This window comes from Sphingopyxis sp., from assembly GCF_965227415.1.
Classification (GTDB): domain Bacteria; phylum Pseudomonadota; class Alphaproteobacteria; order Sphingomonadales; family Sphingomonadaceae; genus Sphingopyxis.
On sequence record NZ_OZ245749.1, the window covers coordinates 1,950,634 to 1,970,256 of the forward strand.

Here is a 19,623-nt window from a genome sequence, read left to right on the forward strand (position 1 = left end):
CTCCTGGGAGCGTGGGTCGCGTGGCATCAGGGACGCGCCGACTTCGGCCATATGCCCTGCTTTCCGGGCGAAAGAATGCCGTTGGGATCGAGAGCGTCCTTCAGGCGGTGATGGAGATCCCAAAGCGCCCCGTCGTTGTAACGATAGGTTCCAGCAATCTGGTCCATGAAGGCGAGATGAGTACGATATTCGCCGAACCCCGCCGCCGCGGCCTCATCCACCAGGAGACTGAAGAGATCGTGGGCGCTCTTGCGCATCGTTTCATCGGCCCGATTGTACATGATCATCAAAATGTGATGCATGTCCCGCCAGCCGACCAGAAACTCCCCGATGTAGTCGAAGCCGAATTCGTGGCAGCGTTTCTTGATCAGATTATATTGAGCCAAGGCTTCCGCCCCGTCGGGCGCGGAAATCGGGGAAAAGTTGACGTGTCCCCCTCCGCCGATCCAGTTCATGATGCTGAACTCGGTCATATTGGGTTCGCCGCGCATGAGCTTAACGCGATAATCCCACGCAGGATCATTCTCGCGCGCGAAGTGGAACTTGGCGCCCGGAATGTTGCTGAATGCCTCCTCGATCAATTTCCAATTATTCTCGATCATGGGCGGTGGTCCGTAGAGGGCGCCGTAATAATTCCACATCCCGAGATTGAGGTCCGCGGCGATCTTCGTCCGGATCGACGGCGGGAGCGGCCCCTTGCCGTCATAATAATGTCGCCGCGTGGTCTTCGCCGAGGCCTCCCACAATAGGTCGACCGCGACCGCTGCGTTAGGGATCACCTGATTCACCTTGAGCGGGCGCGTGATCTCGAAAATCTGCTCGAGATCCTCTTCGCGTGGAAAGGTGATCATGAACGGCTTGTAACCGGGCGGCTCCGGCATCAGCCAGATGCCGAGTTTGGTGACGACGCCGAAATTCGACTGGGTGAACATGCCATCGAACTGCGGTCCGAGCCCATGTTTGCTGATCTGCCAATGCTTGCTGTTAGAGATGCCTCCCTGGCCCGTGCGAACGACCTGGCCATCGGCAAGCACAACTTCCATCCCGCATTGCATAATGAAGTGATCGCCATAGGGCGTGTAGCCGGCGCCATGCTCGAGCGCGTTCCCCATGACGCCGCCCCAGGCGGGCGCTGCCGGATCGATCCACAATTTGCTGCCGATCCGCTGCAGGTGGCGATAAAGCTGCATGTAGGAAACGCCCGGCTCGACCAGCGCATATCCATATTTTTCGTTGACTTCGATGATCCGGTTCATCCGTTTCAGATCGAGGACAAGATATCCGGATTTGCGGGGTGCCGGCCCGCCATATGCGAAGTTCCGTCCAGTCCCGATGGTCCAGATCGGCAATCGGAAGCTGTTGGCGATGGCAAGGATCCGCTGCACCTGTTCGACGCTTTCCGGAGCGACGGCGGCAGAAGGAAGCAGAGTGCCATCGGCAAGCGGCGAATACGCGTCGCGGTAAGTCGACAGCGGAAGCTCGTCGACGAAAACCCAGGTTTTGCCGACGACGCCTGCGAGTTCATCGAGGGCCCGTGAAAAGTCGGCCGCCGCAATTCCCTCGGGCAGCGGCGGCCTCACCGCGTTTCTCCGGCAAGCCGAAAGGCCCAGGTCACAAGTAGGCCGGGGCTATTCGAGGCGAGTGCACATTCCCCCGAAATGCACGCGGCCCGGCGCGGTGATGATTTGTGGCCGTCCAGCTCATCGCGAACTTTCTGCGCAACGACGGCGGGCCAAGTATATTGCGGGAGCGCGCCCAAGCCGGGGGCGGCGCCGATGCGGTGTGTCCAGCGGCCCGCCTCATAGGAATGTTCCCATCGAAGCAAAGGCTCCGCTCCACTCTCGATGAGCAACTGGGCCGCAATCATTGCAGCGGGGTCGGAGGTCAGGCCTGCAATCACCTGCGCGCCGCGGGGCCAGTCGCCAAGCAACTCATCCAGCCCGCTTCCGACATCCAGCGCGAGAGACTTTTTCGAAGACGATATGAGGGACGCGGCAAAACGCTCGCTTTCCTCAACCCTTGGCTGGCTGACGACGAGAACGGCCTCTTCGTCCGCCGCACTTCCTGACCGGAAGCGGGAGGCTCCAACCAGACCCGCGCAAAAAACCCCGGCGCCCAATAGCTCCCGGCGCATCAGCACTGCCGCCATCAAATTGTCCTTTCCGATTTATCCGCCTGCGCCAGAGGCATCACTTCTGCGCCCTTCAGTCCGGTCCATCGGCGATCGGCGGCCCGATGGATGCCGAACTGGTCGAGGACCCGGATGCAGCTATGGTCGACGATTTCGTCGATCGACGATGGCCGAGCGTAGAACGCCGGGACGGGTGGGAAAATTATCGCCCCCATTTCGGTACAGGCTGCCATGTTTCGAAGATGGGCAAGGTTCAGGGGCGTCTCTCGCACCATGAGCGTTAATGGACGACGCTCCTTGAGCATGACGTCGGCAGCTCGGGTGATCAGATTGTCGGAGAGCCCATTGGCGATCGCCGCAAGGGTGCGCATGGAGCAGGGCGCGACAATCATGCCGTCACAGAGAAACGATCCGCTCGCGATACTGGCGCCGACATTCCGTATGTTATGAACCACGTCCCTGCCGCCATATTCGCAATTCGTTAGTCGTCAGTGCTGGCGATTTGGTGCAGAGGGGGCAGAACGGCGGCGGTGCGCCGCCGCAAACGCGAGCGGCGCCAATTGGGGAAATCGGCTTGCTGACGATGAATGGCGTCGGCCATTTCAAATCTTTCAATGCTTCTATCGAGGAGGCATGTCTTCCGATCCGCTTTCGAGATTGCCTGACATTTTCGTCAGCAATGCGCGGACCGCGCGTATTTCACTCGGTGAAATCATATGGAGCAGCCGCGCGTAGATCATGTCGGCTTCGGCGCGCAGCTGGGGCAGGATTTCGATCGCTCGGGGTAAGAGATGAAGCTCCCAGACGCGCCGGTCGCCCTTGGCAGCGCGCCGTTCCGCGAGCGTCATTCTTTCCAGCTGGTCGACAACATGGCCAACGCTGGCACGCTCCAGTTCGAGCATTTGGCGAGATCGGTCTGGGTAATGCCCGGGGTCCGATAAATATAGACGAGCGCGCGCCACTGGGTTCGGGTCAATCCGAAGCGCGCCATTGAGGCGTCGAACAAGCGGCGAAGTTTGCGTGGCACTTCTTCGATGACAAAGACAAACTCGTCTGAGTCCGTCAGAAGACTTTTCCCGAGAGAAGCATCGCTGGTGCTGCGAAAGTCGACCATCGGCTGAAACTGTAAAGCCACTATCGGCATATGAACATGCTTTACTGTAAGATATGATACAGTATGATGCCTGAATGTATGATCGGACGATCACGCTTGCGGGAAAAGCGGGCCATGCAATCGCGGCGTCGATCGATGGACCGGAACTGGGCTTTCCGGTGATTTTGGCGCACGGCGGCGGCCAGACCCGCCGGGCGTGGAAGTCGGTGACCCGTCAACTCGCGAGCCACGGTTTTCGGACGATCGCCGTCGATATGCGCGGGCACGGCGAGAGCGCTTGGGCCAGTGATGGGGCTTATGACATTTCCGATTTCGCGGCCGATCTCGTTGAGATCGCTGCGGCGATGCGAAGAAAGCCGGCGATGATCGGCGCATCGCTTGGGGGGCTGGCTGGGATCATTGCGGAGGGAAACCGCGCACCGGGGAGTTTTGGATCGCTTACCTTGGTCGACGTCACGCCGCAGATGGAACCGAGCGGCGTTGCCCGCGTGGTCGGTTTCATGGCGGCCCATGCGCGCGAAGGGTTTGCGTCGGTGGAGGAGGCCGCTGAGGTCATTTCCGACTATCTGCCCCATCGGCCTAGCCGGAAGGCCTCGCCTGGGCTCGCCCACTATCTGCGCCGCAAGGACGATGGGCGCTTCTATTGGCATTGGGACCCGACCTTCATCGAAGGAGTTACGCGGCAAGGCGGTGTCTCAAGCGACAATGGCCGCAGCGAACTGAGCGCCGCCGCTGCCAGTTTAGCCTTGCCTGTGCATCTGATCCGCGGTGGGTCGAGCGACCTAGTTTCGCTGGAAGCCGTCAAGCATTTCCGAAGATTGGTCCCGCATATGGCATATAGCGACATCGCGAATGCGACCCATATGGTGGTGGGCGACGAGAATGACGCGTTTGGCAAGTCAATTGTGGAGTTTTTGCTCAGCACCCATGAAATGGAGATGAAGTCATGAACGCCCCACGGGTCGCCCCTGGGCTTGAGGAACTGGGGGAGCTGCTGTTGCTTGCGCCTTTCCACCGCTGGCTCGGGCTCAGGATCGCCGAGGTCGGCACCGACGAGTTGGTGATCTCAATGCCCTGGCGAGACGAAATAATCTCAAATCCGACGGTCGGCGCAGCGCATGGTGGCATTTTATCGGCGCTGATCGATCTTACCGGCCTTTACACGGTCATTGCCATGGGAGGGTCTGCGCGGGCTACGGCAAACTTGCACGTCGATTTTCACCGACCGGCCTTGCCAGGGCTGATGCGGGCGATCGGCAGGCCGGTCAAACTGGGTCGGCAGATAAGCATAGCCGGGACGCGGATTGTGTCTGCAGACGGAACCTTGATAGCGAGTGGTAGAGGTGCTTACGTCGCCTGACCATCGCGCAAGAGTCGTGGCACTTCTCGCAGCCATCGTGCTGGTGCGGTCCTGCCTCGGCGACCTTTTGATCATCGCTGATCGGCTGCGGCGAGTTATCGAGCGGAACTAAGTCTTAGGGCATAGTTGCGGCACCGCGTTTGGCGCTGTCATGCGTCGCGCCGAACGCTCGAGCAAGATGCGCAGGGCGAGATGGTCCGCCTTCGGTTCTACTTGCTCTACTCGCGTTCGTATTGAACCGCTCCATGATCGAGAAAGCGGTCCTTCATGCCCTTCGAAAGCCGGCTGTCAGCACAACCACGCGGTGTCCAGCCCCCTCCGTTGAGCCAGACCGCTACCTCACGGCGCGGCCTGGCCCAGGCACCATAGGCGAAGTTTTGCCGATCAGGTCAGGGCGCCGGAGTGCGGTTCGCAATCGCATCCTCGATCAGATCCTGCATGACCTGCTCAAGCTCGACGCCCTTGCGGTCGCCTCCGCTCGATATTTCGGTCGCGATCAGGGCATAATAGCCGGTCTCGCGATCGATCCAGCCGGTCCAGCCATAGGCGCCGGGCGAAGAGTTGATCTTCGACGTCGCGCACGCCGAGGGCGTGTCGCATTCGACGAAGGAGCCGAGCGCATATTCCCAGTTCACTGTGCTCGCCGGAACGAAAACACGCGGCAGTCCGATCGTGCGCGGCTGCGTGAAGGCCGTCATGTTGGTGATGAAGCTGCCGCCGAGGAACGCGCGCAGCAGTTTCGCATAGTCGCGCGGCGTGGAGAAGGCGCCGCCGGCCACCCACGGATTGGTTGGGACGGTCGCGGGGGGGTGGGGATCGTACCACGTGGTGCTTGACATCCCGAGCGGGATGGTGACGTGCTGCGCAAACAGTTCGTGGAAGTTCCGCTCGCGTGCTGGCGACGTTCCTGGTTCTATGCTTGTATCCTTGGCCTCCAAATACGCCCCTGCGACCTGAATGCCGTGAGGACCGTAGCTATATTGAGCACCAGGCGCATTGCCCGGGCGCAGGATGTCGTAGCGCAGGTCGTGGATGCTCTTGGCGCAGTTATAGAGACCAAAAGTCGGGAGAAGCTGGCAGCCGCCGACGAGCGGGCTCGCATTAAAGCCCGATGTCATCGACAGCGTATGCTTGAGTTTGACATCCTTCTTCGTTCCGCTCGTCGTCCAGAAGGCGAGTGGTGGCCGCATCGGATCGTCGAGCGTGGCAATGCCCGCCTGCACCATGCGCATGCCGAGCGCGCCAGCAAACCATTTGGAAGCCGAGGCGAGCGGTGTCACCCGGTCGATGCCAAAACTGCCCTTGTCGAATTCGAAAAGATAAGTGGGATCGGACGCGTTCCCGACAATGAAATAGCCACTAGCGACTTCGGTGTCAGCGACGATCGCGGCCTTCAGCGCTGTCCAGTCATAGGTGTAACCGCCGACGGTCGATGTGAGGCTTGCGGTCGCGAGCGCCGACGCAGCGGATGCCGTCGCCTTGGCGGCGGACGGCGCGGGTGGCAGTTGGACCATCGGACGCGTTTCGCCGCCGTCGCTGCTCCCGAAGCCACTTTGCGCCGCAAAAACCGCTACGCCGACCAATGCGGCGCCGGCGGCAAGCCATATCGATTTCCGTCGTCCAGACATTTTATCTCTCCCAGCTTCGTTGCACGTTTCGAAACGGTGGGCCTGTTTGGCCGAGCGGGCTAAGGCCTGGGTTGGCCTGCCGCGAAATGGATTTTCAGCAGGTGGTCGAGTTGCGCCTTGCGAAAACCGGCGACGACGGCTGACCGGGGCGCGAGATGTGCGAGACGGTCGTCAGTCGGCTGGTACCGGGGCCAGTCAGGCACCAGCGCGCAGTCGGGTACGCCATTCTTCGCGAAAGCGACCCAGCAGGCGGACACGCCTTCGCCGAAGCGGCGATCCTCGTCGTCGACGGGGCCGGCGAGCGAAGCGAAATAGCCCAGCGTCCCGAAAATATAGGGAATTTCGGAGCCATGCCCGGCGCCCTTCGCCCGATCGCGGCGCGCTGCTGCAACATAGTCGAAATGATAGAGGTAGGACGGCGCGCCGGCGGACGTCCGCGCCGCGAGCCATCGCGACGGTGCGACGAACCAGGCGTCGCCCAGTATTTGGCGGGCCAGTTCGTCATCGGCGAGCCCGGTGCCATAGGCGGCGCGGCCCGCCGCCTGGTCGGGCCCGAGATAGGTGAGCGCGGCCGCCGGCGGCACGCCCATGGCGAGGATTACGCTGGCTTCGTTGCTGTTAGCGCCGACGAGGAGCGGCACGTCGATCGGCTCACTGCGCGCAAAAACGCGCCATGGCGCTTCGCGCACCAGCTCGCCGTCGAGAATGGGGCCGACCATCGCGCCCGGCGTCCGGACATCGCCGGCCGCGACGAGCGCGTCGGCCGAAAGCGCCCGGAGCGCGTCGATCGTCGCCGAAGGCGGCGCGCCGGCGCGAGCCGCCAATGCCGTGCCTAGCGCTTCCTGCTCGATAAGCGGGCGCGGGTCGAGTAGGCCGACGCCCGACTGTACGATGGCGCGCGCGAACAGGCCCTTGGCTTCGGAGTGGGCGAGGATCGTCGTCACGCCGATTGCCCCCGCGGACTCGCCGAACAAAGTGACCTTCCCCGGATCGCCACCAAAGGCTGCGATATTTTTCTGGACCCAGCGAAGGGCGGCCATCTGGTCCATGAGGCCATAATTGGCGAGCGCCTCGCGACGCGGCTTGGCTGCGCTCAGAGCCGGGTGGGCAAAATAGCCGAGTGCGCCGAGCCGGTAGTTGATCGTGACAAGAATGACCCCTTGCCTTGCGAAGGCTGTACCGTCGAAAGCCGGGAACGTACCCGACCCGATGACATGCGCACCGCCATGGATCCAGACCATGACGGGAAGTTTCCGCGCGCCGGCCGGGCGCCAGATATTGAGCTGTAGGCAGTCTTCGGATTGATCATCCGCTACTCCACCGGCGACGAGCGCAGGCCGCACCATCTGCGGGCAAGCGGGTCCGAACTTCGCGGCATTGCGAATACCCGCCCAGCGCGGCGGAGCCTGCGGCGCGCGCCAGCGGAGCGCGCCTACGGGAGGCGCAGCGAAGGGAATATCGAAAAAACGCTCGACTCCTGCCTCTGCAGCGCCCGTTAGTCGCCCCTGCGCCAGCGTCGCTTGCGGAGGGGCAACCGCCGCCGCGGCGGATGCTGAAGCGAGCAGCGTCGCGGCTCCAGCACATGCTGCCATGACCCATTGCCGCATTTCGCCGTCCCTTTCGTCTCGGCTGGCGGCCGCAGGCCGCGGGCAAGCATATCCCCTAGAAAGAAATGCGGCCCTCGACGCCTATCACCCGGGGTTGGCTGTAACGGTTGATCGTCGGCGCCTGGGCAACATAGTAGAGCTTGTCGAAGAGGTTGTTCGCGAAGGCGCTCACATTGACCTTTCCGAAGTCGACGCCGATGCGAAGATTGACGAGGACATAATTGTCGAGGTCGACCGACGTTGCGGTCAGCTCCTGCTTGCCACCCCATTGTCCGCTGACAAGCACATTGCTCGTCAAGGCAACGTCGCCGGTGACCGGATAGCGAAGATTGAGGTTCGCCGAGGCGAGCCAGTCGGGAACCTGCGCGAGATCGAGACCGTCGTATCGGCCCGTCTTGACCTTGCCGCCCTGCCGCGAGCCGCTGAGCGCGAGGCGGCCGTCGCCTTCTCCAAGGTCGAATCCGTGGCTATATTCTGCCTCGATACCCCAGCTCTTCGCATTACCGGCATTAGTGAGATAGGCGACCGCGGCGACCGGGCAGGCCGCGTTGGTCAGCGCGCATCCATCGTCGACCTGCGCGATCAGATCCTTGAGCTCGGTATAATATCCCGCGATTGCGAAATAGCCGCGCCGCACCGGGCTGCCCTTGATGCCGACCTCATAGGAGGTGCTGCTTTCGTTGCCGAACAGTACCTGTACCGGGCTCGGAGCGCGGGGATCGGACAGGCGCGTGTTGAAACCGCCGGCGCGGTAGCTGCTGCCGACCTTGCCATAGGCGAGAATATTTGGAGTAAGTTTGTACGAAAGCGTCGCATTGTAGGAGAGATTGTCGGCGCTGATGTTGTCGTCGATAATCCGCGATGACCCGCCTGTTGGCAGGCCTGTCGCGAGATCATAGAGCCGCGCGCTGATGCTCCGGCTGTCGCGTGTATAGCGGAGCTCGCCGGTCAAGTTGAGGCTGTCGGTGATATCGAAACCGAGCGAACCATAAGCCGCATAGCTTTCGAAATGGAGCCGGGCGGGGGCGATGTTGCCCGGAGAAGGATTGGCAAGCGTCGGCGTGCGCGTCGTCGTCACGGAGAAATCGCTGTCGAGCAGCAGCATCTCGGCGCCCACGAGCCAGGTCAGACGGTCGCTCGCGCCCGTCACATGGATGTCCTGCGAGAAATTGTCGGTGGTGTCGACGACATAGGAGGCGCCGCTCGGGTCGAGCGGGGTTAGCGCCCCGATCTGACCTGCAGCGCGCGCGCGCGCAAGTTCGGCCGGGCTCACCGCGTCATTGTCAAGGTCATATTCCGAGTGGCGCTTGCGAAAGGATGTTGTCGAGGTGAGGTCGGCGCCGCCCAAGTCCACGCGGATAATCGCCTGCAGTCCATCGACATCCTGGCTGGCACGGGGCGCCGTGTTCCAGGGATAGCGGAAGCGATCCTGGGTATATCCCCCCGGGAAGCCTGGCGTGCCGGCGGGGATGGAAATCTGATAATGAACCGCCGGGGTCGTCAGCCGCTGGGTCTCGGCCATGATGATCGCGTCGACGGGTCCGCGTTTGAGACGGATCTGGCCGCGCAGACCATGACCCTTCTGTTGGTCGAAATAGACGTCGTTGTCCGGATTGTAGAAGAAGCCCTTGTCCTGCTCGACGAGATCGCCGCTGAGACGGATCGCAAGACCTTCGGCAAGCGGAACATTGATCGCGCCTTGCGTCTGGAAGCTGTTATTCTCGAAGCCGTAGCGCGCACTCGCCCAGCCTGAGAGATCGAATTCGGGCTCGGCCGAAATGATATTGATCGCGCCGCCGACCGCGTTGCGGCCATAGAGTGCGCCCTGTGTCCCCCGCAGCACCTCGACCCGGCCGATATCGAGGAGATCGAGGCGGGTGAAGTTTCGCCCGCCCACGGGACCACCGGCGATATAGGCACCGTTGCGATACAGGCCGACGCTGGGATCGCCATTGGTCGCGCGCGCGGTCGACGAGGCGCGGATCGAAATCTCGGAAGTGATCGATGAGCTGAGATTGTTGAACCTGACGCTCGGCTGGTCTGCTAGCAATTCGCCGCTGCCGCTTGCGCCGCCGCGATCGGTGAGTGAGGTGATATCGATGACAGAAGCGGCTGTAGGAACGTCGGCGAGCCGCTCCTCGCGGCGCCGCGCCGTCACGACGATCGCGCCGTCATCGTTCGCTTCCGCCGCGTCCGGAAGAGCTTCGGGCGGTCTGTCTTGCGCGAAAGCAGGCGGAGCGACGGCTACCCAAATTGCGGCCGTGCAGAAAAGAAGGTTCGCCCTGCGTCCCATGGTCACTCTCCCCATTTTATTATCGCAATTATTATCGATAATTTTGTGCAGAAAACGCGAGCGAGTCAAGCCGGAAAGCGCAATGTCATTGCAGGTGGGTCACGGGTTTAGGAGACGACGGCGCTCAGCAGGTCGCGGACGCCCCGCGCCGTAGCGGCAAGCGGGTCAGGTGTGACGGTAGATAAATCGTCGGTCACAGCGTGGTGATGACGGTGTGCGCCAAAGATGCCAGCATGACGTGTGTAGCCGGCCTTTATCACTTCCGAGAGTTCGCCCGCTGTGCCTTCCGCCGAAGGATAGGCCATTTCCAACCCTGGCTGGCCTTTGAATATCTCGCGCGCACGCGCAACGAATTCGGGCGATGTCATGAGAAAACGATAGGGATCGGCGCTCGGCAGCGGCAGCAAGCGCCCCGGCATTTCCTGATAGTCACGTGCTGCGGCATTGGCGCCGAGATGCAACCAGAAAGCCGTCTCGCTGGGGGCTGGACCAAACTTGTCGGCGATATGGCTCGCACCGAGATTCTCATATTCATGCCCGCTGTTGCACAGAAAGAGCAGGCTGTGCTGGGGAAACGCTCGGGGCATCCAGTCGGCGAGCGCGAGCCACATCGCGATGCCCGGCCCCCGCTCGCCGGCGCAATCGGTCCAGCCTGAACGCGGCGTCGAGACGACGAGCCAAGGGCGGCCGGAGCGAACGAGTCGCCCGATTATATTCTGAGCTGCCCGAGCCCCACCGCGCCCGCGCAGCGCTAATTTCGCCGCGGCACCGTGGCGCGCGGCTTCAATCACCGGGGCGGCGAGTCGCGGCGCGAGCAAGGCAAGTGGCTTTTCCGATACGGGATGACCGGCCGGGACATTGAGGAGCAAGGCCTCGCCCGTCGGCCCGGTCGTAATGAGAATGACCCCGCTCGCACCGCGCGCAAGCGCATCGGCGAGCGGCTCGCGCGCTGCACGATCTACGAGGCTCGACCAGCGGCGGAAAGGCAGGCGCACTACGGCGATCGCGCCGTCGAGGCGTTCAGGAATTTCTGCGAGGCGCAGCGGCGCAGCGAGTCCAGCCTCGCCGGTTTCGATGGCGAGCGGTTGTGCGACGAGCGGTATCGTGATGTCGCCGAGCCTGAGGTCGCAGCGCGAGGCCTCGAACCAAGGCACGTCAAACGTCTGGCGTTCGACTTCGAATCCGGCACTGGACAGCCGCTTCGCTGTCCAGTCGGCGGTCCAACGATCGCCCTCGCCGCCCGACTGCTTGTTGCCGGCCTCGGTATAGCTTTGGACGTCGGTGAAGAGGCGTTCGGAGCCGAACATGGTCAAATCCCGAGATACAGCGGCAGCGGAGTTAACCTGCAATGCGATCGGCGCCGCGAGGCCCGCCTTAAGCAACGTGCGGCGGTCGGTCGGGAGGCGGCTCATGTCACTTTTGCGCGGCGGCGGCTGGGCTTAGTCTTTGCGTGCCGGGCCTTATATTCCTCGAGTGCGCGCCCGAAACTATTCTGAGTAACGCCGATCAGATCGCGCGCCACCGCATCGGCGGCATCGCCATCGCGCGTGACGATATGGCGGCAAAGCGCGTCGTAGAGGATGGCCGATCGCTTCGCGGCGTCATTGCCATGCGTCTCGATATAGCTGTCGGTATAGACATTGTGCTGCCAGCGCGCGAGCAGCGCGACCCGGTCGAGGAGCTCCAGCGCGAGCGGCGCATTGCTCCGCTTGGCGATGAAGCGGCCGATGCGGTTCGAGACTTTGATATGCTCGAACGTATTTTCGGTGCGCTGGGTGACATCCTTATATTCGACCAGACGGTGCATCAGTTCGCGCCCGTCGCGATCCGTCATCTCGACCGCAGCCAGGCGGCAAACTACACCGAACAGGGATTTCCACAGCTCATAGACCTCGTTCGCGGCATGCTCGTCGATATCGATCACATAGGTTCCGCGCCACGGGACCACCTTCACGAGACCGATCCGCGCAAGATGACGGAATGCTTCGCGCACGGGCGCATGGCTCACCCCGAAGCGCGCGGCGATTTCGCGCTCGCGCAGCCACGATCCCGGCTGGATGCGCCATTCGACGATGTCGTCAGTCAAGAGACGCGCAATGACGCGGTCTTGAGTCGGTGCACTGTCGTCTTCGGTCTTCGTCGCGCCCATTTCTCTCCGTTCGGCTTTCCCTGCTACCGGCACCATCCTAATCGGACAGTGCACGCGAGCAATCGATGATTGCGAATGAAATTATTATCGATAATATCGAGAATGACAAGCACCAGAAAATGGGAGTCGGAACTTGAAGCGCACCATCCTCTTTTTCGCAGCAGCCGTTGCGGCACAGCCGGCCACGGCAGGCGAACCCGCTCCTCTTCCCGGCTGTGCCGCGGCGATCGCCTATTCCGAGGCAAACTCTGGCGTGGCGCTGCTGATCCTTGAGGATGGCGAGGTTCGATGCCGTTCTGCAGATATTGCGACACCGCAGGAACTCTGGTCGGGCACCAAGAGTCTTGTCGGGCTGATGGCGGCGGCGGCCGTACAGGACGGGCTTTTGACGCTCGACGAGCGGGCATCAGAGACGCTCGCTGAGTGGAAGGGCGACGCCGAAAAGGAACAGATCACGCTTCGCCAACTGCTGTCGATGACAGGTGGTCAGGCCTCAACCGTCGGGAGACCCCAAGGGTATTTGGACTCGGTCAAGGCACCGCTCGCGGCGGCACCGGGCGGGAAATTCCAGTATGGCCCTGCTCCGATGCAAGTCGTCGGCGAAATCATGCGCCGAAAGCTCGTCGCCAAAGGCGAGGACGGCAACCCTCGCCATTATATCGAGCGTCGCATTCTAATGCCGCTAGGCGTAACGGTCGGCGATTGGCGCAGCGGCCCCGATGGCGCACCGCTCATGCCGCAGGGCCTAGTGCTGGCCGCATCCGAGTGGGCGAAGATCGGCGAGTTCGTCCGCGGGGGCGGAAAGCTCGAAGGCAGGCCACTTGTCGACGAAGCGACATTCGGCGAGATGTTCCAGGGTAGCCAGGTCAATCCTGCCTACGGTCTCACTTGGTGGCTACCCCGTAGCACGCCGGCTGTCGATATTGTTACTCGGTCCACCGATATCACCAGTCATGCCGCCGAACTACCGGCGGATATGGTCGTCGCCGCCGGCGCGGGCGATCAACGCCTCTATATCATTCCGTCGCTTCGGCTTACGATCGTGAGGCAGGCGAAACTCGACATTGCCGCCTTAGCGGCGGGGAAAAAAGGTGATTGGTCCGATTGGCGGTTCCTGTCGCTGTTGCTGAAACCAGCGAGTGAATAATTTGAAACGCGGGCGAGAACATCTCGGGGGCGATCGAACCTAAGCCGTGCCGCTGCAATATGATCATTGAGAATTGCTGGCTGAATGCAATCGCGGCCCGTGGAGTTTGCCCATGGGCCAGCATGATGACGGTCATTGACAGCCAGCGCGGCGATCGGAACCGAGAGGCGGAACCGTGCGCGCGACGGCGCAGTGGGGCGAAGAAGGATGCAGCATGTTGCGGGGTTGATGCAGGACGCGCCGCTGCTGATCAGCGGAATATTGGAATATGCAGCGCGCGCGCACGGCAAGAGGGAGATCGTCTCGAAGGCTGTCGTGGAGCCGGTTTGGCGGTATGACTGGCACCGCTGCGATCAGCGTGCGCGTCAGGCTGCGCAGGCCCTTGGCGTCCTCGGGATTGCGACGGGCGACGGCGTCTCCTCGCTCGCCTGGAACACACCCACCGCCACCTCGAACTCTTCTATGCGGCGCCGGGCATGGGCGCCGTATTGCACACCGCCAACCCGCGTCTCAGCGACAAGCAGATCGCCTTCACTATCGCTCATGCAGGGAGCCGCATTCTCTTCTTCGAGCCCAATCTAGCCGAGCTCGTCGCACGGCTGCGTCCTCTCCTTCCGGGTATCGAGCGCTATGTCCTTCTCGCGGAGCGCGGAACGATCGCGCCAGATGTTGCCGACACGTTGAACTACGAAGCGTTGCTGGCAAGCGAGGACGGAGCCCTCACCTGGATGAGCTTCGATGAAAAGGCAGCCGCATTTCTTTGCTACACTTCGGGGACGACGGGCGACCCCAAGGGCGTCCTATACAGCCACCGCTCAATCGTTCTTCACGGGATGGCGGCCGGTCTAAGCAGTGCCTTCGGGTTCAGCGCTTTTGATGTCATCATGCCCTGCTCGTCCATGTATCATGCAACGGCATGGGGACTTCCCTTCACGGCAGCGATCAACGGCTGCAAGCTAGTGCTTCCTTGTGACAGGATGGACGGTGCCAGTCTTGCCGACCTGATCAACGAAGAGGGCGTCACCTTTTCGGGTGGTGTGCCGACGATCTGGACCTTGTACCTCGCTCATCTCGACACTACGGGGACGGGGGTCGGCAATCTCAAGCGCCTCGTGATTGGGGGCTCGGCCGTCCCGCGGGCGATGGCCGAGACATTCCGAGCCAAATATGGTGTCACTGTGCTGCAGCTCTGGGGCATGACCGAAACCAATCCGCTCGGCGTGATTTCGACGCCCTCCCCGCTCCTGATGGCCGAAGGCGAGGATTTCGCGAACGACCTCCTGCTGACGAAGCAGGGTCGCGTGCAATTTAGCATCGAACTGCGCATTATTGACGATGACGGCACGCCGCTTCCTTGGGACGGTGAGCAGGCGGGTGCGCTCCAGGTCCGCGGACCGTGGGTCGTCGATCGCTATTTCCCCGATATTGAGGGCGCCGGGAGCGATGGCTGGTACGACACCGGGGACATCGGTACGATCGATCGCTTCGGCATTCTCCGGCTGACCGACCGCGAGAAAGATGTGATCAAGTCCGGGGGCGAATGGATCAGCTCGATTGATATCGAGAATGCGGCGGTTGGGTACCCCGGCGTCCGGGTCCCGGCGGTCGTTGGCGTATATCATCCAAAATGGGAAGAGCGCCCCCTTCTCGTGATCGAAACGCATGAAGGTCAAGCCGTCACAGCCGACGCAATTCGCGCGCATCTGGAGACGAAGGTTGTTCGTTGGTGGCTGCCGGACGACATCCTGTTCGCGACAGTACCGCTCACTGCAACGGGAAAGATCGACAAAAAGGCCTTACGCGAAGCGTATCGTAACCAACTCGCCTAGATGAGATCACACTGCGTCCATTCCGTGCGAATGGCAGCGATCCTTTCAGGCGGGATAATTTCAGCGGGCCTCGTGAGTCTTGCATAAGCCCGGGCAATCTCGGTCGGGCTGTCCAAGGCAAAGCGCTCTACGCTTGCAGCGCGGTCAAGGTATGGCCAAGATGAGGCATGGCGTCGACCCAAAAAACCAAAGAACCAGCTTCCGGACGAACAGGGAGGCCCACTCGACAAGCCTCGCAAGCACTTTCGAGGAAAATTCTCCGTGTCGCCCGCGATGTCTTCTTTGCCGACGGATTCGGTCGTTCAACGGCTGAACGGATTGCTGCAAAAGCAGGCATCTCCAAGCGCACGTTGTACGCCCGTTACGGGGACAAAAAGCTGCTTTTCGAAGCGGCAATACTCATGGAAATCGAGGATCGGCTCTCCTTCCTTGAACAGCACGTTCCCGAACATGGCGACGTTCGGCTCGAGCTTGAAGAGCTGTCCGATGAACTGCTATCCTGGATGCTTACCGACATTCACGTCGCGTTGGAACGCGTTGTAATGGCTGAGGCTGCACGTTTTCCCGCTTTAGCGCGAAACCTTTACGAATTCGGCGTAGGACGCACGACGAGATTGGTGGCAGAGGTCTTGCGCAAAGCCGAGGAGAGGGGAGAAATCAGGGTGTCAGACGCGAATTTTGCTGCGGAGCAGTTTATCTCCAGCGTCATTTTGTCACCTTTTCGTCGGGCCGCTCTTGGAGTGGGAGTGACCAGTCACAATGAAACCTCTTCAGCCCGAATGAGGCAAGCTGTCGATCTATTTGTGTACGGCTGCCGCCCCTCCCTGAAGGGGAGCCACCCATAACATTCCCGCTTCATCTTGGGCTGGGCCGTTGTCCCGACTAAGTTTCCATTGGCTTCACGCTAGTTGATCGCCGCAGCCGTCCAACTCGCGATTTCGTCGGCCATTTCAAGGCTCGCGCGATCAAAGGCTTCGACGATACTCGAAACGCTATTTGCACTTGCTGACCTATCAAGGACGATGCGCGTGACTGCCAGTGGTTCCGATTCTTTGGATCGGCTTAGTTCCACTTGCGCGGCGATGCGAATGATCGGGGCCGCGTCGGGCCCCTGGTCGTAATAGGCTGCAAAAGAAGAAAGCCGTGCGGATAGGACGTAATGATCGGAAGCAACGCTCTGGACAGGGATATATGCGTGATCGATTTTGCGCGCTACGCTTCCGGCAATAGCCTCGCGGATCATCTCGGGCGCAGGCCTCATCCACCGTGCTTTGGCCAGATACGTGACTTCGCGATTCTCGATCGTGAGGATCCTGTCTCCATCGGCCCCAGGCGGAAGCGTCGGTCGCGTAATATACACCGGAATCCACTGTCGTGCAATTTCACGCTCCGGTACGGGCGTGCTACTGATCCGGTACAACGTCGATTTGCCGCCAGTTCCCAGAATATTCCCGCAACCAGAAAGGCAAATTAGCGCGCCCATCAGCAAAAACATTCTTGCAGAGATCGTTTTCATTGGGGGAGCTTCCTTTCACGAGGGGTCCGTCGTAGCTGGCCGGCGAGCTGCTCGATTTCCTGCGCCGCGCTATCGAGCGATTTCAAAGTTGCAGCAATCCCGGAGCCGTCGGGCGCCGCCAATCCACTCGCGGCGTCATCAAGCCTGTGAATGACCACCCTCGCCTCGGCGATCCCCTCTCGAAGATCTTGAGCGGCTGCCGAGACATCGGCAAACGTCTTGCGACCGTCGCCATCGATCGCCGTGCGCGCCGATGCGGCCGCGGCCTCGATATCGGCCGCCGCCCGGTCCAGGCGTGCAAACGCTTGTTCAGCCTTGCTGAACATTCCGCGACTAGATCGCAATTCCGCCGTGGTAGCTGTTACATTCGCAATAGCAGCCGAAACATTTTCGATATTCTCGTTGGACAAGGTCCGGTTGACCCTTTCCAGGGCCTGCGAAGCATCCGCCAACAATGCGCCACCTCCATCCATCAGGGATTGTAGCGAACTTTTTTCCGCCTTAATCACTGGGAGCGCTTCCTTGGAAACCTCCTTCAACAACGGCTTAGAGGGCGTCCCCGCACTGATCTGGATGTAGCTTCCGCCGGTTATGCCTTGCGACTCCGTCGCGGCGGTAGAATCGACGCGCACAGGCGTATCCTCGCGCAGGCGCACTCCTGCAAGCACCCTGTTTGGATTTCTGGGATCAAGACTAATACGCGTGATTTCTCCCACCGGAATTCCGTTGAACTGCACCTCGCCTCCCTCGCTCAGCCCGCGGACAGGACCATCGAAAATGATCCGATACTCGTCGAAATCACGCGCGAATTGGGATTGACCGAGCCAGAGGATGAAGCCGAAAGCCGCCGCTAGCAGAGCCAGCGTCAGGCCCCCAATCAGACCGTAGTTCGCGTCGCGTTCCATTAGCGGTTCCTTTCCTTGGCGCGCTCCGCCCGCCCTCCCAAAAACGCCCTGATCCAAGGATGGTCAGACCTCTCAAGTTCCGCGATTGGCGAAACCTCGACAATTTTCTGATCCGCAACCACGGCCACGCGGTCGCTGATGGAATACAGGCTGTCGAGATCATGGGTCACCATCACGACAGTAAGCCCCAGCGTGTCGCTCAGCGTCCGTATCAGCTGGTCAAATTCCGCGGCTGCGATCGGGTCGAGGCCCGAAGTGGGTTCGTCAAGGAACAGCAATTCTGGATCGAGCGCCAAGGCCCTCGCTACGCTTACACGTTTTCGCATTCCGCCTGAAAGTTCAGCGGGCATTTGCCGGCCCACCTCGGCATCGAGTCCGACAAGGCCGATTTTCATCAGAGCCACGGCCTCGAGCCACGGCTCTCTAAGACGGGTATGTTCGATGAGAGGAGCCTCGACATTTTCTTGCACACTAAGAGAAGAAAAAAGCGCGCCATTTTGAAACATGACGCCAATTCGGTGATTAATTTCCGTACGATCAAAGCGACTCCCAATTTTTTTCTGAAAGATTTCGATTGTCCCATGGCTAGGCGCAATCAGGCCCAAAATGGTGTTCATCAGGACGGATTTTCCACTACCGGACCCTCCGACGACACCAAGAATCTCGCCACGATGGACTTCTAGGTTCAAATCCTGGTGGATAATGTGATCGCCAAATCGGGTTTTAAGATTCTCCACCCGAATAACGACGTCCGGATCGCAAATCATATTTCGAGCACGTTGAAGAGAATTGCAAAGGCGGCATCCAGAAGGATGATTGCGAATAGCGCTTGGACAACGGCGACGGTCACCCGCCCGCCCAGATCCTCAACATCTCCGCGTACCGAAAGGCCGTGGCGACATCCGGCAAGCGCAATCACAATGGCCAGCACCGGTACTTTTGCCATTCCAACCCAGAAGTGTCGGATATCGACCGCAGCCGAGAGTCGTTCGGCGAAATATGTCGGGCTCACGTCGAGTATGCCCCAGCTGACGACAAGCCCGCCGGCCAACCCAGCCAGCATGGCAACAATCGCCAGGAGGGGCATAATTACAAGCAATGCCAATACGCGTGGCACAACCAGCGCGTCGAACAGGTCGATGCCCATCACCTTCATTGCCTGCGTCTCTTGATTCATTCGCATTGCGCCGATCTGGGCCGCGAAAGTGGAAGCGGACCGACCGGCAAGTAGTATCGCGGGAATGAGGACGCCGAACTCGCGGAGGACGGATATGCCAACCAGTTCGACGACCAGTTCCGATGCACCCAATGTCTTGAGCAGATCGCTTCCTATGAGAGCCACTACTGCGCCGATAAAGAATGTCATGATCGCTATGAGTGGCAGCGCATCGAAGCCGGCCTTCTGAATTGACGACGCCAGTGCGATCAGTCGCATCCTTTTGGGATGTGCAAGAGATTTCATGAGCGCCACCTCAAGTTGCCCGAGAAATCGAGCGCTTGCGCCGATTTCCTGGACAGCTCGATAAACTTTTTGGCCAAGACGCACGTGAAATGGGGGAGTTTTGATAGACGGGACATCGCGGTCGGCCATGGCCGAGCCCACCAGCGCGAACAGATCAGCAAGATTGGCGGGCAGGTCTGCGGTAAATGCCGCATTGGGTGCGAGAGTCAGGATGGCGAGCGCGCCTGCGCTGTCTATCCTTCCCAGGTTTCCGAAGTCGCTTGAGAAGGAGAGGTTCGAGGGACTCAGAACATGCCCGGAAAGGCCTGCGATCGAAATCGCTGTCCAGTCACCTTCGACGACCAACGTTGAAATGCCATCTCCTTCGCGAACGAAGATGTTCGGTGCTGTGCGCGCATTCATCGCAGCAAGTCTCCAACCGGTGTCGGGAGAGCGGATCGCCCGTGGCAACTTCCTCTCCCATAGCCCGTCGTCGAGCGGAT

At 60.9% G+C, this 19,623-nt stretch carries 19 protein-coding genes; 5 read left to right on the top strand and 14 right to left on the bottom strand.

The annotated features are described in order from the left end of the window. Nucleotides 1-26: 26 nt before the first annotated feature. From ACO055_RS09570 to ACO055_RS09590, 5 genes are all read right to left on the bottom strand, one after another. Nucleotides 27-1,580, bottom strand: a complete 1,554-nt coding sequence (locus tag ACO055_RS09570) for an FAD-binding oxidoreductase (protein ID WP_037557655.1) — start codon at nucleotides 1,578-1,580, stop codon at nucleotides 27-29. Next, nucleotides 1,577-2,149 (bottom strand): hypothetical protein, encoded by a 573-nt coding sequence (locus ACO055_RS09575; protein WP_052182497.1) that lies wholly within the window; start codon nucleotides 2,147-2,149, stop codon nucleotides 1,577-1,579. The genes ACO055_RS09570 and ACO055_RS09575 overlap by 4 nt, the downstream gene beginning before the upstream one ends. After that, nucleotides 2,149-2,586 carry a UbiX family flavin prenyltransferase gene (locus tag ACO055_RS09580; RefSeq protein ID WP_422062358.1) on the bottom strand — a complete coding sequence of 146 codons (438 nt, stop codon included), beginning with the start codon at nucleotides 2,584-2,586 and terminating at the stop codon, nucleotides 2,149-2,151. Before ACO055_RS09580 ends, ACO055_RS09575 begins: the two co-directional genes overlap by 1 nt. Before the next feature lie 165 nt (nucleotides 2,587-2,751). After that, entirely contained in the window at nucleotides 2,752-2,979 is a 228-nt protein-coding gene (locus ACO055_RS09585) for a hypothetical protein (RefSeq protein WP_293646752.1), read from the bottom strand. Beyond that, nucleotides 2,976-3,275: a MarR family winged helix-turn-helix transcriptional regulator gene (locus ACO055_RS09590; RefSeq protein ID WP_037557621.1), complete on the bottom strand. Its 300-nt coding sequence runs from the start codon at nucleotides 3,273-3,275 to the stop codon at nucleotides 2,976-2,978. The genes ACO055_RS09585 and ACO055_RS09590 overlap by 4 nt, the downstream gene beginning before the upstream one ends. Before the next feature lie 44 nt (nucleotides 3,276-3,319). On the opposite strand from ACO055_RS09590, the gene ACO055_RS09595 reads away from it, so the two are divergent. Both ACO055_RS09595 and ACO055_RS09600 read left to right on the top strand, forming a co-directional pair. Then, nucleotides 3,320-4,195 (top strand): alpha/beta fold hydrolase, encoded by an 876-nt coding sequence (locus ACO055_RS09595; RefSeq protein ID WP_037557620.1) that lies wholly within the window; start codon nucleotides 3,320-3,322, stop codon nucleotides 4,193-4,195. Beyond that, nucleotides 4,192-4,605 (top strand): hotdog fold thioesterase, encoded by a 414-nt coding sequence (locus ACO055_RS09600; RefSeq protein ID WP_037557619.1) that lies wholly within the window; start codon nucleotides 4,192-4,194, stop codon nucleotides 4,603-4,605. The genes ACO055_RS09595 and ACO055_RS09600 overlap by 4 nt, the downstream gene beginning before the upstream one ends. Nucleotides 4,606-4,994: 389 nt before the next feature. On the opposite strand, the gene ACO055_RS09605 is transcribed toward ACO055_RS09600, so the two are convergent. The 5 genes from ACO055_RS09605 to ACO055_RS09625 form a co-directional block, all read right to left on the bottom strand. Beyond that, on the bottom strand, nucleotides 4,995-6,233 hold the full coding sequence (locus ACO055_RS09605; RefSeq protein ID WP_422062359.1) for a serine hydrolase domain-containing protein: 1,239 nt from the start codon (nucleotides 6,231-6,233) through the stop codon (nucleotides 4,995-4,997). Nucleotides 6,234-6,292: 59 nt separating this feature from the next. Next, on the bottom strand, nucleotides 6,293-7,840 hold the full coding sequence (locus ACO055_RS09610; protein ID WP_037557617.1) for a carboxylesterase/lipase family protein: 1,548 nt from the start codon (nucleotides 7,838-7,840) through the stop codon (nucleotides 6,293-6,295). Between the two features lie 55 nt (nucleotides 7,841-7,895). Further along, nucleotides 7,896-10,133, bottom strand: a complete 2,238-nt coding sequence (locus ACO055_RS09615) for a TonB-dependent receptor (protein WP_037557616.1) — start codon at nucleotides 10,131-10,133, stop codon at nucleotides 7,896-7,898. 107 nt (nucleotides 10,134-10,240) lie between these two features. Then, the gene (locus ACO055_RS09620; protein ID WP_052182487.1) at nucleotides 10,241-11,440 is read right to left on the bottom strand and encodes a hypothetical protein; all 1,200 of its coding nucleotides are present in this window, start codon (nucleotides 11,438-11,440) and stop codon (nucleotides 10,241-10,243) included. Between the two features lie 101 nt (nucleotides 11,441-11,541). After that, nucleotides 11,542-12,219 carry a GntR family transcriptional regulator gene (locus tag ACO055_RS09625; protein ID WP_197411506.1) on the bottom strand — a complete coding sequence of 226 codons (678 nt, stop codon included), beginning with the start codon at nucleotides 12,217-12,219 and terminating at the stop codon, nucleotides 11,542-11,544. Nucleotides 12,220-12,415: 196 nt separating this feature from the next. On the opposite strand from ACO055_RS09625, the gene ACO055_RS09630 reads away from it, so the two are divergent. The 3 genes from ACO055_RS09630 (at nucleotide 12,416) to ACO055_RS09640 (ending at nucleotide 16,103) form a co-directional block, all read left to right on the top strand. After that, nucleotides 12,416-13,429, top strand: coding sequence for a serine hydrolase domain-containing protein (locus tag ACO055_RS09630; RefSeq protein WP_037557614.1), 1,014 nt, complete (start codon nucleotides 12,416-12,418; stop codon nucleotides 13,427-13,429). 476 nt (nucleotides 13,430-13,905) lie between these two features. Then, complete coding sequence (locus ACO055_RS09635) at nucleotides 13,906-15,258, top strand: AMP-binding protein (RefSeq protein WP_422062360.1); 1,353 nt, start codon at nucleotides 13,906-13,908, stop codon at nucleotides 15,256-15,258. A gap of 167 nt (nucleotides 15,259-15,425) precedes the next feature. Next, on the top strand, nucleotides 15,426-16,103 hold the full coding sequence (locus tag ACO055_RS09640; RefSeq protein WP_037557613.1) for a TetR/AcrR family transcriptional regulator: 678 nt from the start codon (nucleotides 15,426-15,428) through the stop codon (nucleotides 16,101-16,103). Between the two features lie 59 nt (nucleotides 16,104-16,162). Here the strand turns inward: ACO055_RS09640 and ACO055_RS09645 are convergent, their stop codons facing one another. The 4 genes from ACO055_RS09645 to ACO055_RS09660 are packed head-to-tail and all read right to left on the bottom strand — an operon-like array spanning nucleotide 16,163 to nucleotide 19,591. Then, complete coding sequence (locus tag ACO055_RS09645; protein WP_058801017.1) at nucleotides 16,163-16,774, bottom strand: ABC-type transport auxiliary lipoprotein family protein; 612 nt, start codon at nucleotides 16,772-16,774, stop codon at nucleotides 16,163-16,165. Next, the gene (locus tag ACO055_RS09650; protein ID WP_422062361.1) at nucleotides 16,771-17,679 is read right to left on the bottom strand and encodes an MlaD family protein; all 909 of its coding nucleotides are present in this window, start codon (nucleotides 17,677-17,679) and stop codon (nucleotides 16,771-16,773) included. Before ACO055_RS09650 ends, ACO055_RS09645 begins: the two co-directional genes overlap by 4 nt. Continuing rightward, nucleotides 17,679-18,446, bottom strand: a complete 768-nt coding sequence (locus ACO055_RS09655) for an ABC transporter ATP-binding protein (RefSeq protein ID WP_037557610.1) — start codon at nucleotides 18,444-18,446, stop codon at nucleotides 17,679-17,681. The genes ACO055_RS09650 and ACO055_RS09655 overlap by 1 nt, the downstream gene beginning before the upstream one ends. Beyond that, complete coding sequence (locus tag ACO055_RS09660; RefSeq protein ID WP_161786578.1) at nucleotides 18,443-19,591, bottom strand: MlaE family ABC transporter permease; 1,149 nt, start codon at nucleotides 19,589-19,591, stop codon at nucleotides 18,443-18,445. The genes ACO055_RS09655 and ACO055_RS09660 overlap by 4 nt, the downstream gene beginning before the upstream one ends. Nucleotides 19,592-19,623: the final 32 nt, after the last annotated feature.

Bases quoted from the DNA above. Each gene is read 5' to 3' on its own strand.
- ACO055_RS09575 (WP_052182497.1), bottom strand. From the start codon at position 2,149: ATGGCGGCAGTGCTGATGCGCCGGGAGCTATTGGGCGCCGGGGTTTTT.
- ACO055_RS09585 (WP_293646752.1), bottom strand. From the start codon at position 2,979: ATGACGCTCGCGGAACGGCGCGCTGCCAAGGGCGACCGGCGCGTCTGG.
- ACO055_RS09590 (WP_037557621.1), bottom strand. From the start codon at position 3,275: ATGCCGATAGTGGCTTTACAGTTTCAGCCGATGGTCGACTTTCGCAGC.
- ACO055_RS09595 (WP_037557620.1), top strand. From the start codon at position 3,320: ATGTATGATCGGACGATCACGCTTGCGGGAAAAGCGGGCCATGCAATC.
- ACO055_RS09600 (WP_037557619.1), top strand. From the start codon at position 4,192: ATGAACGCCCCACGGGTCGCCCCTGGGCTTGAGGAACTGGGGGAGCTG.
- ACO055_RS09605 (WP_422062359.1), bottom strand. From the start codon at position 6,233: ATGTCTGGACGACGGAAATCGATATGGCTTGCCGCCGGCGCCGCATTG.
- ACO055_RS09610 (WP_037557617.1), bottom strand. From the start codon at position 7,840: ATGCGGCAATGGGTCATGGCAGCATGTGCTGGAGCCGCGACGCTGCTC.
- ACO055_RS09615 (WP_037557616.1), bottom strand. From the start codon at position 10,133: ATGGGACGCAGGGCGAACCTTCTTTTCTGCACGGCCGCAATTTGGGTA.
- ACO055_RS09620 (WP_052182487.1), bottom strand. From the start codon at position 11,440: ATGTTCGGCTCCGAACGCCTCTTCACCGACGTCCAAAGCTATACCGAG.
- ACO055_RS09635 (WP_422062360.1), top strand. From the start codon at position 13,906: ATGGGCGCCGTATTGCACACCGCCAACCCGCGTCTCAGCGACAAGCAG.
- ACO055_RS09640 (WP_037557613.1), top strand. From the start codon at position 15,426: ATGGCGTCGACCCAAAAAACCAAAGAACCAGCTTCCGGACGAACAGGG.
- ACO055_RS09645 (WP_058801017.1), bottom strand. From the start codon at position 16,774: ATGAAAACGATCTCTGCAAGAATGTTTTTGCTGATGGGCGCGCTAATT.
- ACO055_RS09650 (WP_422062361.1), bottom strand. From the start codon at position 17,679: ATGGAACGCGACGCGAACTACGGTCTGATTGGGGGCCTGACGCTGGCT.
- ACO055_RS09655 (WP_037557610.1), bottom strand. From the start codon at position 18,446: ATGATTTGCGATCCGGACGTCGTTATTCGGGTGGAGAATCTTAAAACC.